This window comes from Marinirhabdus gelatinilytica (assembly GCF_003353425.1).
Lineage (GTDB): Bacteria > Bacteroidota > Bacteroidia > Flavobacteriales > Flavobacteriaceae > Marinirhabdus > Marinirhabdus gelatinilytica.
The window spans coordinates 274,486-292,112 of the sequence record NZ_QRAO01000001.1; the positions used below are offsets into that span (position 1 = coordinate 274,486).

Here is a 17,627-nt window from a genome sequence, read left to right on the forward strand (position 1 = left end):
TATATAAGTTGTTAAATTTCAATATATTTAACTGTTCTAACGCTACACATTTACTATGGAAACGCTGCTTAATCCATCCTGTAATACAGCTACATTAGCTCCTTACACCCCCACGGGACAGAACCCTTGGGATGTTTCAAAAATTAAACACGCGTACAGGCGTCTGGGGTTTGGCGCTACTATACTGGAGATTGACGATGCCCTTGGACTAACCCCCGGACAATTTATAGACAATATTGTAGATACTGCCGAAGCCCTGCCTCCCACTCCCGCACCGTTTTGGGCAAATTATGCCATTTCAAGTTTTGGTGATTTTGAAACGGAGAATGAGCAGTATATTTTCAATTGGCGTATACAAACAGGTAACGATATTATTGCCGAGCAATTAAGGGGACGTTTGGCCTTTTTCTGGATGAACCACTTTGTTACTGAAATAGAAAGTGTATTCTACGCTCCCTTTATGTATCAATATTACAACAAAATGCAAACCTTTGCATTGGGTAATTTTAGAGAATTTACCCGTACCATGGGACTGGATAATATGATGCTCTTGTACCTCAATGGTTTTGAAAACACCAACAACAACCCCAACGAAAATTACGCGAGAGAACTTTTTGAACTTTTTACGCTTGGCGAAGGAAACGGCTATACACAACAGGATATCGTCGAGGCTTCCAGAGCATTAACGGGCTATAACCACTGGCTGGAACCCGGAGCCGATATTTACTTCGATGCCAGCACGTTTGACGATGGGCAAAAAACCATTTTTGGCCAGATGGGTAACTGGGATTATAACGATGTTATAGACATACTTTTCCAAGAAAAAGAAACTCTAATTGCAGCATATATCTGCGAAAAGCTCTACACTTTTTTCGTAAGTCCAACAGTAGACGCTCTTATTAGACAAGATATAATAGCTCCATTGGCACAAACCCTGATAAATGCAGATTTTGAAATGGTCCCCATGCTCAAACAATTGTTCAAAAGCGAACATTTTTTCGATGAGCGGGCTTTGGGCGTGGTTATTAAAAGTCCTATAGATACTATTTATAATTTCACGACCGAAGGTTCCTTCTTCTACGATGATACGCTCATAGAAGCATTTTTATACTATGCGGGCTTAATGGGACAGGAAGTATACGACCCACCGGATGTAAGTGGTTGGCAGCGGGATGAAACCTGGATTAATGCCTCTACATTAACCGGACGCTGGCAGTTAATTGAACTGTATATTGACTATCTCTTCGGAAATGGTTACGATACAACTCTCGTTGACCTTGCAAGGGAACTTTCCAACGACAGTAATGACCCTGCCTATATTACAGAAGTGGTTATAAACCATTTTGTTGCAAAAGAATTGCACACCACAACCGATTATGATGTGGCAACCGACATCTTTAAATGGGAAGTGCCACAAAACTATTACGACACAGGACAGTGGAACCTCAACTGGACCTCGGCAGCCTTTCAAGTTTCATTGTTACTGAAGCATATTGCAAGAATGCCCGAATTTCAACTTAAATAACTAAGCCAATGTGCCATCACGATACGTTCCCCAAGAAATCTGCTACCCGTGTAGATAAAAAAGAAGCTTCAAAAGAAGAGAAGCACATTCACGATCAAGAACACGCCACCTGGAACCGTCGCTCGTTTATACAAGCCCTTGGATTGGTAGGTGGAGGAAGCATGATGCTTGGCTCTGCTGCTGTTTCGGCAACCAAGGCATCCCCGCTTTCTGTTGCCTTGTCTCAAAGCGAGAACGATAACATTCTGGTAATTGTAAGACTTAAAGGAGGAAACGATGGTCTTAACACCATTGTCCCCAATTACGATTATGCTACCTATGCAAATTTAAGACCCACTATACGGCACCAACCAAACGATTTAATTAATCTAAGCCCGGATTTTGCCATCCCTGATTTTATGGAAAGCCTGGAATCTATGTGGGGTGACGGACAAATGAAAGTGGTTCATGGTGTTGGGTACCCGCAACAAAATTTGTCCCACTTTACCTCGTCAGACATTTGGGCGAGTGCCTCAACCCCAACTTATGAACCAACAGGGTGGTGGGGACGTTATTTTGAAGACCTATACCCAGATTATTTAACCAATCCGCCAGAAGTTCCACCAGCAGTACAGATAGGAAGTGTAGGAAATCTTGTTTTTGAAGGTTCCGAAAGTAATTATGCCTTTTCAGTAGCTAACATAGACCAACTATCAAATATTGTAAACAACGGTGCTGTTCACGATGTTTTAAACCTACCAGATTGTGTATATGGCGATAAATTGCTGTTTATGCGCGCCACTACAAATACAACATTTACGTATGCGCAGGTAATTAACGATGCCTATTTAGCTTCCAGCAATAACGCGAATTATACAACCGAAGAACTTTCAAAACAGCTTGCCTTAGTGGCCAGATTAATTAAGGGGGGGTTAGGGACCAAAGTATACATGGTAACCCTTAATGGGTTTGATACACACGCCAACCAGGAAATTACCCATAGAACACTTTTGGAAGATCTCTCAAATAGCATGAAAGCTTTTTATGAGGATATAGGTGCTGTTGGGATGCAGGACGAAGTGCTAACAATGACGATTTCAGAATTTGGTCGCCGTCCCTACGAAAATGGCTCCAACGGAACAGATCACGGTGCAGCATCTCCCGTAATGCTTTTTGGAAATGGCCTAAACGGTAGTAGTTTTGTAGGCGAACACCCAGACCTAAGCAATTGGGACAATAACGACAACCTTATCCCTACATCCGATTTTAGGGATGTGTATTCCACTGTGCTTACGGACTGGTTCTGCCTTGAGCCAGGCGTTGTAAACGATATTCTATTAAACGAAACTTACGAAAACCTGGATCTTGGCTTCTCTTGCGAAAGTTTAAACACACCAGATTTTGGAGATGTTACCCGCTTTACCCACGTAGCAACTTACAATAACAACACCACCCATATTGAATTCAATATGCTCCATACGGCCCATGTGGATATAAAGCTTTACGATATCATGGGTAAGGAATTAGGAACCCTAAAAAACGAGGTGATGTTCCCCGGAAAGCACAAAATAGATGTCAAAGCCACTATAAACACAAGACTGGCCTACGGGCAATATGTATACAGGATTGCAGTGGGAGGACAGTTTTATAGTCGTTCTATCTTGATAAAGTAATAACCAACATTTAATTTTTTATAAAGCCTCCTGTTGGGAGGCTTTTTGTTTTCTATAAATGTTCCAAAGCATTTATATTGTTTATTTTTGCAACTATTCTAGCGCTAACGGTTTTCAAAAATTACTATGAAGCAAGATCCTAAACGGTACACCATCACTGCCGCACTTCCTTACACAAACGGTCCCGTGCATATTGGTCACTTAGCTGGCGTGTACGTGCCTGCCGATATCTATGCCCGCTTCCAACGCCTACAAGGAAAGGACGTTGCCTTTGTTTGTGGTAGCGATGAGCACGGTGTTCCCATTACCATAAAAGCAAAAAAAGAAGGTATTACACCGCAGCAGGTCGTGGATAAATACCACGTAATCATTAAAAAAAGCTTTGAAGATTTTGGGATTACGTTCGATAATTATTCTAGGACTTCAGCAAAAATTCACCACGATACGGCTTCAGAATTTTTTAAGAAGCTATACGAGGACGGGAAGTTTATTGAGGAAGTAACCGAGCAATTGTACGATCAGGAAGCCAACCAGTTTCTGGCAGACCGCTTTATCGTAGGGACCTGTCCAAAATGCGGTTTTGAGGAAAGCTACGGAGACCAGTGTGAAAACTGTGGAACCTCCCACAACGCGACAGACCTTATAAATCCTAAAAGTGCAATATCGGGCAACAAACCTGTGTTGAAAGAGACCAAGCATTGGTTCCTCCCGCTAGACGAATACGAGCCATTTTTAAAAGAATGGATTCTCAAAAACCATAAAAAGGATTGGAAAACCAATGTGTACGGCCAGTGCAAAAGCTGGATAGACGACGGGTTGAGACCTCGAGCCGTAACCCGCGATCTGGATTGGGGCATCCCCGTTCCCGTAGATGGTGCGGAGGGGAAAGTACTCTACGTTTGGTTCGACGCGCCCATTGGATATATTTCTGCTACCAAGGAGTGGGCCCAGCGTGAGGACAAAGAGTGGGAACCGTATTGGAAAAGTGACGACACCAAATTACTTCATTTTATAGGTAAGGACAATATCGTTTTTCACTGTATTATTTTTCCCAGCATGCTCAAGGCAGACGGGGGTTACATACTGCCGGACAATGTTCCTGCCAACGAATTTTTGAACCTCGAGGGCAACAAAATTTCCACCAGTAAAAATTGGGCGGTTTGGTTACACGAATATCTGGAAGAATTTCCCAACCAACAGGATGTGTTGCGTTATGTGTTGACGGCCAACGCGCCAGAGACCAAGGACAACGACTTTACCTGGACAGATTTTCAGCAGCGGAACAATAGTGAACTGGTGGCCATCTTCGGAAACTTTATCAACCGTGTGACTGTATTGACGCATAAATATTACGAGGGTGTTGTACCAGAGCCATCAAGCTTTTCAGAAATAGACACACAAACATTAAACGAATTGCGCGCTTATCCCGCTGTTATTGAAAGCTCCATAGAACGCTATCGTTTTCGTGAAGCACAAATGGAACTGATGAATGTTGCGAGATTAGGAAACAAATACCTGGCAGACGAAGAGCCTTGGAAAACTATCAAAACTGACGAAGAGCGCACCAAGACCGTAATGTATGTCGCACTTCAAATAGCTACCGCCTTGGCAGTATTGAGCGAACCCTTTTTACCTTTCACTTCAAAAAAGCTGAAAAATATCCTGAATGTCTGTTCGAGTGATGCGACGCAGGAGCATTGTATCGAGAACTCTTGGAAAGACATTCAAATTAAAGAAGCCCTCCTACCGCCAAAACATACCATCAACAAAAGCGAGCTCCTTTTCAGCAAGATTGAAGACGAGCAGGTGCAGCAACAACTTGATAAACTACAGGCCAGCAAAAAAGCGAATGCTGCTGAAAATACAACTAAAAACACCACTGTAATACCACAAAAGGAAATGATTCAATTTGACGATTTTACCAAACTAGATATGCGCGTAGGTACCATCCTAGAAGCCGAAAAAATGCCCAAGACCGATAAGTTGATGGTGCTGAAAGTGGACACCGGCATTGATGTACGTACCGTGGTTTCGGGGATTGCCGAAAGTTTTACCGCCGAGGAAATCGTTGGCAAACAAGTAACCGTGCTGGTGAATCTTGCCCCGAGAAAACTACGAGGTGTAGAGAGCCAAGGAATGATCCTGATGACCGAAGACGCAGAAGGGAAATTGGTTTTTGTGAATCCTGCAGTCCAAGGCGTAGCAAACGGTGCGCAAATAAGTTAGCTTGTTACAAATAGCCTACCATCCCATCTACAAATATTCACTGCCAGAAGGACACCGTTTCCCTATGGCGAAGTATAATTTGCTCCCTGGGTATTTACTAAAAGAAGGTATTTGTACCCAAGAAAATTTTTTTGAGCCCGAGAAAATTCCAGCAAAGATTATTACACAGGTTCACACAAGAGACTACTACAATCGCCTGTTGGACTTGAAACTTGACAAAAAGGAAATCCGCAAAATTGGTTTCCCACTGCGTGCAGATCTGGTAGATCGCGGGCATTATATTATTGGCGGGACCATTAAAGGCTGCCACTTTGCAATAGAAAATGGAGTTTCTTTAAACATCGCCGGCGGCACCCACCATGCATACGCAGATCGTGGCGAAGCTTTTTGTTTGCTGAATGATCAAGCTGTTGCGGCGCAGTATCTTTTGGACACCAAAAAAGCTTCAAAAATATTAATTATAGACCTTGACGTACACCAAGGGAATGGTACCGCAAAGATTTTTGAGCACAATCCTTATGTCTTCACATTTTCCATGCACGGTGCCAAAAACTATCCTTTTAAAAAAGAAAAAAGCGACCTTGACATTGGCCTAGATGATGGTACGGGTGATGAGGAATATCTTGAAATCTTAAAAAACACCCTCCCTAAACTCATTGAGAAAGTACAGCCCGACTTCATATTTTACCTAAGCGGTGTAGACATAATAAAGGGCGATAAATTGGGAAGATTGGCATGCACTTTAAAGGGTTGTAAGCATCGTGACCGTTTTGTATTTGAAACAGCCAAAAACCATGACATTCCTGTACAAGTGAGCATGGGTGGTGGGTATGCTCCCGCTATTGACAGCATTATTGAAGCACATGCAAACACCTATAAGATGGCGCAGGAGGTTTACTTCAGTTGGCAAAAATGAGATAATCTACATTTTGGTGTCTATAACAAAATTGCGCCTTTTTTATAGATTGTTTATTCAATTCATAACCAGGACATTACAATAGATTCGTTGAATATCGCTAAAAATCTACTATAGAAAGGTGGGTAAATACCATATATTTATGCAACGCGTATTAACCATATTTACTATATACAACACTGTTTTATGACTAAAAAAATATTCCTGTTCGCTTTCTTTGCCATTATATTCACTTCAGTTTTTTCGCAAGAAGCTGTTTTCAGTCTCGATAAGTTAGAAGACCGAAAAAAAGACCCTGAAGGCACCTCATTCTTGAATCTGCCGGGCACAGAGAAAAATCTAGTTTTGGTAAAATATAAAAAGGGAGTAGATGCCTACCTGTTGTCCCCAGATAATGAAGTGGTTGCAAGTCTAGGAACCGACGATATACCAAGACGATACGATAAATTGGTAGGGCAAACAGTACAAGGCGATAAAATTAAGGTGTTTTTATTCAATGCTTTAGGACGCTATGCGTCTCTTTTAATAGATTTCGATACCAATACGGTAATTGAAGATCAATTCAAGATCGATTTGGGGAAAGAGTACGTAATAGGCCACACTAGCCGAGGAGACAAGTTTTATATCTTTTCATTGCAAAAGAAAAGCTCTAAAATAAATGTTCACGTTATAAACCACAACGGTACTGTCGAGAAAAAGGAGATAGATTTTTCTTCACAAGTTTTTATAGATTTTGATGGAGACGAAGGTACGGTTTACGACATTGCCAAGGGTTTCTGTGTAAATGGCTTTAAAACACTAGAGGCAGGAATTGTACAAACACAATATGCAAACCCATTGGAAACCACCAGCAAAGTTGTCAAACTATATACCGAACAAGACAACGTACGTATTACGCTGGATCCGTATGCACACACATACGTTCTAAATGTATCCTTGAGAGATTTTTCCCATGACGTACAGGTTTACAAAAAACCCATGCTTAACGAAAAAGAGTACTATAGCAGAACAAAATCGTTATTGTTCAACGACGTTGTGTTACAGTTTATGGCAGATAGGGACAAAATGGAATTCATTGCTAAAGACAGGAAGGATAGAAGTGTCATAAAGTCTTATTCCATTAAGCAAAACGAAAAGCTTACCCTGGCCAACACTCCCATACTTATGGAGGGGGGCACCTACAATCAAAACAGAAAAAGAAGGATTGAAAGAACCAGTGTGTTCTTAAAGAAAGTTGTGAAAGGAGATTTGGGAATTTCGGCTGTAGAATCCGAAGGCAATTACCAAGTTACATTTGGGAGCACTAAGCCATTGCCCAACCCCGCAAGCGGTGGTTCTATGATGAATCCAATAGGTATGCCTAGCAGTCCAAACCCTATTGGCCCTTTGTTTTTCCATTATCACGGAGGTTCTTTTGCTACGTACAGAAATTCAAAGTCGGTACATTTTGATGGATATTTCAACAAAAAATTTGAACACATTGAAGGAAAGCTTCCCGAACACGCCTTTAGAAAGATTGACGCTTTTTTGGATAAACTTAACCAAGAAGAGTTAGCAGAAACGGTAATAAGAACCGAAGACGGCTTTCTGTGTATGTATTACGATGAAGAAGCAGAAAAAATAAAAGGGTTACAGTTTTAGCATTATAAGATAACTGCCTTTGTTTTGTTTGAGATAGTACCAGTTTAAATTTGAGCTCATTGTGATGTCCAAATAAATTTTCAATCATCTAAGAACAACCCAAACTTTATTTTCCAATACGGCATCTGCTCTTCAAAATAGTCGAAGTACGGGCGCAATCCTTCAGCATCTTTTAATGCTTGTTTCGCTTTTTGTACTGCTGAAATTTCTTCGGAAGTAATGAATTGAGATAAGTCTATAGTATGGCCCAATTCCTTCATTTTCAAAAAATGACCATAGACCGTATTTTCTGAAATGCCCCTTTTGTTTGAAATCTCAGTAACCGAAAATCCTTTTTCAAATAATTGTAAACTACGTTCATGGGTTGCTACTTTACTTTCCATCGCATCCTGGTGTTTGGCGATTACCTGTAAGAACACATCGGCATATTTTTCTAGTTTGGCGCGTCCTACACCGCTTATCTCAGCAAACTCAGCCACGGTTTTGGGTGTTTTTTGTTCCATATCTTCCAAGCTGGCGTCACTAAAGACAACATACGCTGGCACCCCGGCTTCCTGGGCCAATTTTGTACGGAGGGTGCGTAGTTTTTCGAAAAGGTCCTTGCGTTTTTTAGGTGTTTTTTCCTTAGTTAGCGCTACGGCTTCTGGCTGGGTAAGATCTGCGAGGCGTACTTTTTTACCCTCAAACAAAATCTGTTTTGCTGTTGGCGTAAGTACCAATCGTCCTTTTTCGTGAAACCAGACTTCCAACACACCCTGGTTTAATAACTGGATAACGTATTGCTGTAGATCCTTCCAGGGAATCTCCTTGGCAGCTGCAAAGGTTTTAATGTTTTGATATCCTTTTTCGAAAATCTGGGCATTTTGCGAACCACGCAGTACATCAATCACCATTCCCATTGCCTCTTGTTCCTGCAACCTCGCCACTGCCGAACATATTTTTTGGGCGATCACGGTACCATCAAAATACTTTGGCGGCATCTTGCAGATATCGCAATTGCCACAATCTTGGATTACGTGCTCCCCAAAATAATTGAGCAACGCTTTACGGCGGCAACTCAACGCTTCGGCAAACTGCTGCATACGCTCCAGTTTTGCCAGTTGGAATGCTTCGGTGGCTGTGCCCGTGGCAAATTTGCGGAGTTGGACCACATCTGCAAAGCTGTAGAACATCAGTCCGTGGGCAGGCAAACCATCACGACCACTACGTCCAATCTCTTGGTAATACCCCTCAATATTCTTGGGCATGTTGTAGTGTATTACCCAGCGCACATTGCTTTTATCTATCCCCATCCCAAACGCAATGGTAGCCACGATGATAGGTATACGATCATTAACAAAATCTTCTTGGATCCGGCTACGTTCTTCGGCTTCAATACCGGCGTGATAGGCTTTAGCCTTATAGCCTTTTGCCACCAACTTTTCGGCTACTTTTTCGGTGCTTTTTCGGCTTAGGCAATAAATGATACCGCTCTGGTTTTCTTTATCTTTTAAAAACTGTAATACTTGTTGGATACGTTGTTGCCCGGGGCGGACTTCCATATACAGATTGGGCCTATCGAAGGACGATACAAATCGTTTGCCGTTTTCAATCCGTAATTGCTTCATGATATCGTCCTGCGTGGCACGGTCTGCCGTGGCGGTTAGGGCAATGATGGGGGTTTGTGGAAATTCGTCCTGCAGCCTGCTCAATTGGGTATAGGCGGGCCTGAAGTCGTGCCCCCATGCCGAGATACAATGTGCCTCATCCACTGCAATCAATGAGATTTCTGTTTTCTGAAAGTAATTGGTGAGATTCCACAAACTTTCTGGGGCTACGTACAGCAGTTGTAGTTGTCCTATCATCAAATTGTTTAGCACTTCTTCCTGTGCTTCACTGGGCTGACTGCTGTTATAGTAGGATGCCATAATTCCGTTTGCGTTCAGGGCGTCTACTTGGTCTTTCATTAAAGCAATTAATGGCGAAATTACAATCGCTGTCCCTTCCAGTGCTAAAGCCGGCAACTGAAAACACAACGATTTCCCCCCGCCCGTGGGCATAATGGCCAAGGTATGTTCCCCTGCCAATACACTTTCAATTATTTCTTCCTGGTTTGGACGAAAGCTGTCGAAACCAAAGTGTGTTTTGAGGAGCTCCCTTCTACTACGCTTCCTTCGGCTCCGCTCAGGATGCTTATTAGGTTCATTTATTGATTGTGGAATTTGTGATGCATTTTGTTCTGACATTCTGCTGCTTTTTCTAGAACTTCCGTCCAGTTCAAAATTAATGCTTCTTTCTTTTTTCTTGACCATTTCTTGAGTTGCATTTCTCTTAAATATGCTGAGTCCTTTGAGTGGTGTTCTTCAAAATAAACCAATGCTAGCGGTAATCTCTTAGAAGTATAAACCGCTCCTTTCCCAATTAAGTGTTCTTTAACCCTTTTTAATACAGATTGAGTACTACCAACATAATAACTGTCGTCTGCACATTTTAAAATATAAAAATACCCTCGTGCCATAGTATATTGTAAATTAAAGAGGGCGATGCATCGCCCTCTTGCTATTAATAAGAAATAATTTTGAGTATAGATTGTCTATCAGCCACAGACTGGGCAAATTGATAAAAAAATCAATCTTAACCCGCAGCCTGAGCGGAGTCGAAGACAAGGTTATTTACTCAACATCAGTAACTCATTACACAACACTTCTGTAACGTATCTTTTGTTACCGTCTTTGTCTTCCCATGAGCGGTTGGTTAGTTTGCCTTCAATGGCAATTTCTTGTCCTTTTACAACATAGTTTTCTACCACGTTCACAAGGCCGCCGTGTACAATCACATTGTGCCAGTAGGCACGCTCCACCTTGTTTCCGTCTTTGTCTTTGTAGCTGTCGTCCGTGGCCATGGAGAACTTGGCCATTTTGTTGCCATCTTTAAAGGTTACGATTTCTGGGTCTTGTCCCAATCTTCCAATCAACTGTACTTTGTTTCTAAGTGCGTTCATAATTTTAAGTTTTAATAATCCGCCAATCCTGGCGGACGGGTTAAACAGTTAAGATATTGTGGGACGTTCCCACATTTTTAGCGAACTGAACCGATTTACTTTTTTTACATCGATTCAACAGTGCAAATATGGGGAGGGTTGCAAATACTAGTCGGTTGGGAAGTGTTTATAGTCGTTTGTAAGTATTTACACTCGTTTGTTTCGGGCTAGTACACCATGAACACTGAAGTTTTTAATTTTACTCTCCGTTTAAAAAAAATTGTTGGGAGTTGTTTGTATCTTTATAGGGAAGTTGTGCTTAATAACTACTAAATGAAATTACTTTACTTTGCCCTACTATTTCTATTGGTATCATTTAAATATATTAATCCAGAAACGGAATCAACTCCCTCAAAATTAGTTTTTAAACAGTACAAAGCACTAACGAAAAGCGGAATCCAAGAATTATCGGAACTTAGAGATTCAATCGTTGATAAGGAATTTGCTGGAGAAGATACAGGCTCTAAATTCACTAGAGGAGTTTATAAATCTGCCGATTTGGAAAGCTATCCAATAGATACAACAAGTTTAAAAGTACATATTCAGGTTTCTAATGACTCCATTTGGAGGTATACGACTAAAAATGATTCAAAACCAGAAAAATATGTTCTTATTGATGATGCTAATGGTAAACTGATATATTTTGATCATTTAAAAGAGAACATAATTAAAAAAGTTGACCTTATAAAAGAGGCAGATTCGGATTATATGATGACAATAGACAAGAATGATACAAAAACTATCCATGGCTTTGATTGCTTTAAAATGAAATTAATCCATAAAACTAGAAATCCGATATATGGTAATACGATTTATGATTTCTACGTTACTGATCAAATTGATCTTCCATTTTACAGTGTTGTAAAAATTTCAAAAAAAATCTCCAAGCTATTCCCATTAGAGATCCGAATAAAACCTGAAAAACAAGCAAACCAATTAGAGTTGGTTTATGAATTAATAGAACTGAGGTAGTTACTAAGCACAACAACGCATATAATACAGCGGTCGCATTTGGCTTCAATTAAATTCCCTAACTTTATAAAAAAATTTGGTACAGCGGATAAATCCGGAGTGGCGGCGCCACTGCCCACGGCTGATTCGCACGCTGCGCTTCCCACTCCCGACCTGCGTCGGGATGTCGGCACTGCCGATGCTGCCGCTCAAAACCCGCCGTATCATATGCAAAACCGTTGTGTGTAATTTGAGGAATGAGACAAACGATAACCAAAAGTGATAAAAATTTAAGGATTCTGAACAAGTTAATTATGAACGGATTCTATAATGGATATATCGGAACTGAAAAGTTTGAATTAATGAGGAATCGTTTCCCGAACAATCACCGACTAATCGGAATTGTGAATGACACAGGTAATTACGATTTGAAATTTGACTTTAAGTCACCAATGAACATTTTAGCGAAAGTTTTACTCGGACTCGGAATTCTGATTTCAATAATTTCGCTGATTAAAGGAATTTGGATTTTGCCGATTGTGTTTGTTCTTTTCGGACTGATTATGTTTGCGGATTTTAAACTAAAAGAGAAAAAAGAAATTAATATTTTTACGGATAAACTATTGGAATTCCACAAAACGGAATTTGACTAAAATAAAAAACTACACACAACAATGTATAACCGCAAGTACGGCGGATTCGACTACATTCGAATCCACTCGGAATTGCTGACGTTAGTGCCAAACCCTAATTGACGGTTTTACGATTGTACCTGCGGTCTCTCCAAACGAAAGCCCAATTGCGATGGATCCCGCAAAAGACCCCCCCAGTGACAATAGCCGAGCACTTGAGAAGTCTTTGATTTTTAGTACATTGCAGCCAATTACTCAACTAACCGTACTAAAAAATGATCAACGCATTATTCGCTAAAAAACCAAAATCTACCAAGGAACAAACACTCGCCCACGACACTTTTTTTTCAACATTACGAAAACGGGAATATGCACGCTTGGACCAACAAAAGCAGGTATATTTAGATTATACCGGTGGTAATCTTTACAGTGCACAACAATTACAGTTGCACCAACAACTATTGGCAAAAAACGTGTTTGGCAATCCACATTCCACCAACCCAAGTTCGCAACTGGCCACACAACTGGTTGCCCAGGCCCGCAAGAAAGTACTTTCTTTTTTCAATGCTGAAGACTACTACTGCATCTTTACCCAGAATGCTTCGGGAGCGCTCAAGATTATAGGCGAATGTTATCCTTTTTGCGAAAATGGTCATTTTTTGTTGTTTGCCGATAATCATAACTCGGTCAACGGTATCCGCGAATACTGCAAAGGCAAAAAAGGAGACTTTAGCTACGTACCCATTCATTTTGAAGACTTGATGATCGATGGGGAAAACCTTTCCAAAGCACTGGAAAGCCACCCAAATAAAAAACACAAACTGCTCGCTTTTCCCGCACAATCCAACGTTTCGGGTGTAAAGCACGATCTGGGATGGATACAAAAAGCACAAGGCAAGGGATGGGATGTATTGTTGGACGCAGCGGCCTTCGCACCTACCTCAATCCTAAACTTACAAGAGGTACAACCAGATTTTGTGAGCCTGTCTTTTTACAAGATTTTTGGGTATCCCACGGGGTTGGGTTGCTTATTGGTAAAAAAGGATAAGTTTTCCCTTCTTAAAAAACCGTGGTTTGCTGGTGGAACGGTAAGTCTCGTAGCCGTTAAGACGCCTTCCCACTTTTTGGTGAACGATCATGAACGTTTTGAGAACGGTACCATAAATTATCTGGACATACCAGCTATTAAAATTGGGCTGGACTATATTGAAAAAATTGGGATGCAAAGGATTAACGAACGCGTACAATCGCTTCAGGATTATTTGGTTGAAAAGCTTACACCCTTGCAGCATACCACGGGTATTCCACAGGTAAAGGTATACGGTCCCAAAGATCGAAAAGACACTGGTGGCACCCTACTCATCAATTTTTTTAATCCGGACAACACCCAAATCCCTTTTAACATTGTTGAAGAAAAAGCAAACCAAAAACGTATTTCACTTCGGTCGGGGTGTTTTTGTAATCCTGGGCTTGACGAAATTAACAGTTGTGTTTCTATAGAAGAAACCGCAAAATATTTTTCCAGCAGGGACGATTCCAGTGAAACAGAATTCACTGCCTCTCTCAAAAAAATGAGGGGAGCTGTAAGAGTATCGGTTGGGCTGGCCACGACAAAGCAAGATCTAGAAAGCTTTTTGGGTTTTGTAGGAAGTTTGAAAGACACCATAGTTTAACTGCTTCTCTTTATCTTTAGCAAAAAATAATTGTACTATGACCAAAAAAACTTCCCAACCTTATATCCTTGGCACCGATGCGCAAGAACTGCACCGCTTGGGCATACAACATCAAATATGGGCCAGTGAAGCACAACAAGGATGGGCAACTGCTGGGTTTTCGGCTGGACAGACCATTTTGGACCTTGGTTGCGGCCCTGGTTTTTGTAGCAAAGAATTGGCTTACATTGTTGGGGAACAGGGAAAAGTAATTGGTGTAGACCTTGATGAGGGCTATATACAGCATTTTACCCAAGTTGCAGATCTGTACCATTTGAACATGGAAGGCATCTGCTCCAGCTTTAACGATTTAAAATTACAGGATAACTCCTTGGGCGGAATGTATTGCCGTTGGGCATTGGCATGGATTCCCAATCCCAAGCAAACACTCCAAAAAATATATAAAGCCCTAAAACCTGGCGGGAAAATGGTAGTGCATGAATACTACGACTGGAGCACCCACCAAACCGAACCTCCACTTCCAGGACTCAACAAAGCCATAGCAGCTTGCCTTAAAAGCTTTAAGGAACAAGAAGGGGAGATAGACATAGGCCGTGAGCTCCCAAGAATTTTTTCTGAAATAGGTATGCGAGTTACAAGTATACGACTGATGCCAAAATTGGGGTCGCCAAAAAATTTGGTCTGGCAATGGCCAAAAACTTTTTACCACAGCTATTTTCCGCGGTTGGTAAAATCGGGGTATCTTACCGAAACTGAAGCACAACAAGCCTTTACAGATCACACAAATTTGGAAAAAACTGAAGGAGCCACCCTCTTCTGCCCTATGATGGTAGAGGTGATTGCCGAAAAAACAACCTAGCACTCTATGTACTGTAGTTCCTGGTTACTCAAACAGCCACCTGTAAATATCATTACCGTTTGCAAACAGAACCAGGGCAATCAACAAAAAGAACCCTATCATTTGGGCTACTTCCATAAACTTGTCATTGGGTTTGCGGCCCGTGACCATTTCATAGAGCAAGAACATTACGTGGCCTCCGTCCAGAGCAGGAATGGGCAAGATGTTCATAAAAGCTAAAATAATTGAGATAAGCGCGGTAGTGTGCCAAAAAGCACTCCAATCCCAAGCGTCGGGGAATAAGTTTCCAATAGCTCCAAAACCACCTACCTGTGTAGCTCCTTCAGCAGTGAAAACATATTTAAATTGGTACACATAATCCTTTAAGATATTGTACCCGTACTCAAGCCCACCGCCTATACTTTCGCCAAAGGTGTAGTTTATTTGTTTAAAATTGTTCGTGTATTCCCTAGCTAGGTTATTAATTCCCAATTGGCCGTTTTCGTTAGGGGCAACGGTATAGTTCAAAGTGTCGCCGTTACGTAAAACAGTAAGCGAAACAGGTTTTTCTGGGTTTTCTCGAACAATCTCGGACATACTCCTAAAGGTGGTCACATCTGTCCCATTAACCTGTAACACACGGTCGCCCACTTGCAATGGAGAAGTTCCTGCTGGTAGTTCAGGGTAAATAGTATCGATAACCGTTGTTCGCATAGGCATGAATGGTTCCCGTATCCCTTTTTTGAACATGGACATGCCAATATCCTCAGGAAGTGAAATGGTTTCCTGTTCACCATTGGGGTGCTGTACGGTTAGCGTAGATACATCCCTAAGCATCAAATACTTGTTGAGGTCGTTCATGTTCTCGAAATCCTCACCATTGAGTTGTAGTACGTGGTCTCCATCCTGGAACCCAAGATCCTTAAATTCCTGTGCTACAGAAAAGCCGTTGGGCAAGTTTTCGTTGGTCACTATCTTTTGTCCATTACTATAAAAAAGGAATATGTAAATTACCATTCCCACGATTATGTTCACCGTAACCCCGCCCAACATAATAATCAATCGCTGCCAAGCCGGTTTGCTTCTAAACTCCCAAGGCTGTGGTGGTTTTGCCATTTGCTCCTTGTCCATACTCTCGTCTATCATCCCGGCAATTTTTACATAGCCTCCCAAGGGCAACCAACCTATTCCGTAAGTGGTCTCGCCAATTCTTTTCTTCAGCAGCGCAAATTTTACGTCAAAAAACAAGAAGAATTTCTCAACGCGTGTCTTGAATAGTTTTGCAGGGATAAAGTGCCCCAACTCGTGAAGCACGATCAATATAGATAAGCTCAATAATAGCTGGATAGCTTTAACGGCAAATGGACTCATAATCTCTCGTCTTGATTTTTGCAGGAATCCCTGCAATTTTGAAGCCACAAAAGTAACCTTTTGGCACCTCATTTAAAAATAAATAAATACCGTGGGGTAAGACGCTAAAAAGTATTGGCCGTTACACTTTTGGATTCCCTCTTTGGGTTGTAATTTTGCTGAAATTTCTTGATACCTCATGCTTCAGTTTTTCTCGAGATATAAATTCTTTTTAGTGGTGCTTTTGGTGCTTTCAGCAATCATTATTTCCATTATCTATTCCATTTTAAAACCGAAAGAATTGTTGCCCGTATTTCAGCCCGCAGAAGTAAATGCCGAATTGGTAGACAGCACGCTTCATTACAAAAAGAAATACCACACCATTGCGCCTTTCAGTTTAAAGAATCAGAACGGCGAAACCATTACCGAAGCAACCTATGAAGACAAGATTTATGTGGCCGATTTCTTCTTTACTACCTGCCAGACCATTTGTCCGGTCATGACCGACCATATGGCTCAAATTCAGCAAGAATTGAAGAACGATGCCGAGGTGTTGCTCCTTTCGCATACAGTACAACCCGAAGTAGATACCGTTACCCAGCTAAAGAAATACGCCTTGGAAAAAGGTGTTAACGATGAGAAATGGAACCTCGTCACCGGTGACAAAGAACAGATTTACAATCTGGCCCGTAAAAGCTACCTCGCTGCAAAAGATGCCCCTTACAGCCCTTACGAGCTCATCCATACCGAAAACTTCGTCTTGGTGGACAAGAAAAAAAGAATCCGCGGATTTTACGACGGTACCCAACCAGAAGCTATTGTGGAGTTACTGAAGGATATTGAAATATTAAAGAATGAGGAGGATCACTAAGCACTTAAACTCCTTAACCCTCAGTGCAATTTTATAATTTCAACTTTGGCTAACGATTACAAATCCCTTACTTTTGCCTTGTTTAAAATCAGTCTAAATAAACTTTATGCTCACTATTGCCCATTTAAAAAGAGGACAGCGTGCTATCATTAAAACTTTTGAGGTGGAAAATGTCCCGCTGAAACTATTGGAGATGGGCTGTTTGCCGGGCAACGAAGTTTCGGTGGTACAACAGGCACCGTTTCGCGACCCCTTGTATTTAAATATTAACGGTAGCCACCTGGCAATTCGCAAAGAAACCGCCGCGCTTATTGAAATTGAACTCCTGTAATC

General features: G+C 41.4%; 15 protein-coding genes. 11 read left to right on the forward strand and 4 right to left on the reverse strand.

What is annotated here, in order from left to right:
* Positions 1–55: 55 nt before the first annotated feature.
* The 5 genes from C8D94_RS01190 (at position 56) to C8D94_RS01210 (ending at position 7,960) form a co-directional block, all read left to right on the forward strand.
* Positions 56–1,525, forward strand: coding sequence for a DUF1800 domain-containing protein (locus C8D94_RS01190; RefSeq protein ID WP_115122083.1), 1,470 nt, complete (start codon positions 56–58; stop codon positions 1,523–1,525).
* A gap of 8 nt (positions 1,526–1,533) precedes the next feature.
* Positions 1,534–3,177 (forward strand): DUF1501 domain-containing protein, encoded by a 1,644-nt coding sequence (locus C8D94_RS01195; protein WP_115122084.1) that lies wholly within the window; start codon positions 1,534–1,536, stop codon positions 3,175–3,177.
* A gap of 126 nt (positions 3,178–3,303) precedes the next feature.
* Positions 3,304–5,403, forward strand: a complete 2,100-nt coding sequence (gene metG / locus C8D94_RS01200) for a methionine--tRNA ligase (RefSeq protein ID WP_115122085.1) — start codon at positions 3,304–3,306, stop codon at positions 5,401–5,403.
* Between the two features lies 1 nt (position 5,404).
* Positions 5,405–6,319, forward strand: coding sequence for a histone deacetylase family protein (locus C8D94_RS01205; RefSeq protein WP_115122086.1), 915 nt, complete (start codon positions 5,405–5,407; stop codon positions 6,317–6,319).
* Between the two features lie 186 nt (positions 6,320–6,505).
* Positions 6,506–7,960, forward strand: coding sequence for a hypothetical protein (locus tag C8D94_RS01210; protein WP_115122087.1), 1,455 nt, complete (start codon positions 6,506–6,508; stop codon positions 7,958–7,960).
* An 80-nt stretch (positions 7,961–8,040) separates the two neighbouring features.
* On the opposite strand, the gene recQ is transcribed toward C8D94_RS01210, so the two are convergent.
* From recQ to C8D94_RS01225, 3 genes are all read right to left on the reverse strand, one after another.
* Positions 8,041–10,185 carry a DNA helicase RecQ gene (gene recQ, locus C8D94_RS01215; protein WP_115122088.1) on the reverse strand — a complete coding sequence of 715 codons (2,145 nt, stop codon included), beginning with the start codon at positions 10,183–10,185 and terminating at the stop codon, positions 8,041–8,043.
* Positions 10,146–10,457 carry a GIY-YIG nuclease family protein gene (locus tag C8D94_RS01220; RefSeq protein ID WP_115122089.1) on the reverse strand — a complete coding sequence of 104 codons (312 nt, stop codon included), beginning with the start codon at positions 10,455–10,457 and terminating at the stop codon, positions 10,146–10,148. Before C8D94_RS01220 ends, recQ begins: the two co-directional genes overlap by 40 nt.
* Positions 10,458–10,607: 150 nt before the next feature.
* On the reverse strand, positions 10,608–10,940 hold the full coding sequence (locus C8D94_RS01225) for a single-stranded DNA-binding protein (RefSeq protein WP_115122090.1): 333 nt from the start codon (positions 10,938–10,940) through the stop codon (positions 10,608–10,610).
* 312 nt (positions 10,941–11,252) lie between these two features.
* Between C8D94_RS01225 and C8D94_RS01230 the strand changes: the two genes are divergently transcribed.
* The 4 genes from C8D94_RS01230 to C8D94_RS01245 all read left to right on the forward strand — a co-directional run bounded on the left by C8D94_RS01230 (position 11,253) and on the right by C8D94_RS01245 (position 15,094).
* The gene (locus tag C8D94_RS01230) at positions 11,253–11,951 is read left to right on the forward strand and encodes a hypothetical protein (protein WP_115122091.1); all 699 of its coding nucleotides are present in this window, start codon (positions 11,253–11,255) and stop codon (positions 11,949–11,951) included.
* Between the two features lie 293 nt (positions 11,952–12,244).
* Complete coding sequence (locus C8D94_RS01235; RefSeq protein ID WP_245946162.1) at positions 12,245–12,583, forward strand: hypothetical protein; 339 nt, start codon at positions 12,245–12,247, stop codon at positions 12,581–12,583.
* Positions 12,584–12,837: 254 nt separating this feature from the next.
* Entirely contained in the window at positions 12,838–14,235 is a 1,398-nt protein-coding gene (locus tag C8D94_RS01240) for an aminotransferase class V-fold PLP-dependent enzyme (RefSeq protein WP_115122093.1), read from the forward strand.
* A 37-nt stretch (positions 14,236–14,272) separates the two neighbouring features.
* Positions 14,273–15,094, forward strand: a complete 822-nt coding sequence (locus C8D94_RS01245; RefSeq protein ID WP_115122094.1) for a class I SAM-dependent methyltransferase — start codon at positions 14,273–14,275, stop codon at positions 15,092–15,094.
* 24 nt (positions 15,095–15,118) lie between these two features.
* Here the strand turns inward: C8D94_RS01245 and rseP are convergent, their stop codons facing one another.
* Positions 15,119–16,444, reverse strand: coding sequence for an RIP metalloprotease RseP (gene rseP, locus C8D94_RS01250; protein WP_115122980.1), 1,326 nt, complete (start codon positions 16,442–16,444; stop codon positions 15,119–15,121).
* Positions 16,445–16,622: 178 nt separating this feature from the next.
* Between rseP and C8D94_RS01255 the strand changes: the two genes are divergently transcribed.
* A complete protein-coding gene (locus C8D94_RS01255) occupies positions 16,623–17,294 on the forward strand; it encodes an SCO family protein (RefSeq protein ID WP_115122095.1) in 672 nt (223 codons plus the stop codon).
* Between the two features lie 106 nt (positions 17,295–17,400).
* On the forward strand, positions 17,401–17,625 hold the full coding sequence (locus C8D94_RS01260) for a FeoA family protein (RefSeq protein ID WP_115122096.1): 225 nt from the start codon (positions 17,401–17,403) through the stop codon (positions 17,623–17,625).
* The last annotated feature ends 2 nt before the right edge of the window (positions 17,626–17,627 follow it).

Coding starts and splice junctions, on each gene's coding strand:
- C8D94_RS01190 (WP_115122083.1), top strand. CDS start 56: ATGGAAACGCTGCTTAATCCATCCTGTAATACAGCTACATTAGCTCCT.
- C8D94_RS01195 (WP_115122084.1), top strand. CDS start 1,534: ATGTGCCATCACGATACGTTCCCCAAGAAATCTGCTACCCGTGTAGAT.
- metG (WP_115122085.1), top strand. CDS start 3,304: ATGAAGCAAGATCCTAAACGGTACACCATCACTGCCGCACTTCCTTAC.
- C8D94_RS01210 (WP_115122087.1), top strand. CDS start 6,506: ATGACTAAAAAAATATTCCTGTTCGCTTTCTTTGCCATTATATTCACT.
- recQ (WP_115122088.1), bottom strand. CDS start 10,185: ATGTCAGAACAAAATGCATCACAAATTCCACAATCAATAAATGAACCT.
- C8D94_RS01220 (WP_115122089.1), bottom strand. CDS start 10,457: ATGGCACGAGGGTATTTTTATATTTTAAAATGTGCAGACGACAGTTAT.
- C8D94_RS01225 (WP_115122090.1), bottom strand. CDS start 10,940: ATGAACGCACTTAGAAACAAAGTACAGTTGATTGGAAGATTGGGACAA.
- C8D94_RS01230 (WP_115122091.1), top strand. CDS start 11,253: ATGAAATTACTTTACTTTGCCCTACTATTTCTATTGGTATCATTTAAA.
- C8D94_RS01235 (WP_245946162.1), top strand. CDS start 12,245: ATGAACGGATTCTATAATGGATATATCGGAACTGAAAAGTTTGAATTA.
- C8D94_RS01240 (WP_115122093.1), top strand. CDS start 12,838: ATGATCAACGCATTATTCGCTAAAAAACCAAAATCTACCAAGGAACAA.
- C8D94_RS01245 (WP_115122094.1), top strand. CDS start 14,273: ATGACCAAAAAAACTTCCCAACCTTATATCCTTGGCACCGATGCGCAA.
- rseP (WP_115122980.1), bottom strand. CDS start 16,444: ATGAGTCCATTTGCCGTTAAAGCTATCCAGCTATTATTGAGCTTATCT.
- C8D94_RS01255 (WP_115122095.1), top strand. CDS start 16,623: ATGCTTCAGTTTTTCTCGAGATATAAATTCTTTTTAGTGGTGCTTTTG.
- C8D94_RS01260 (WP_115122096.1), top strand. CDS start 17,401: ATGCTCACTATTGCCCATTTAAAAAGAGGACAGCGTGCTATCATTAAA.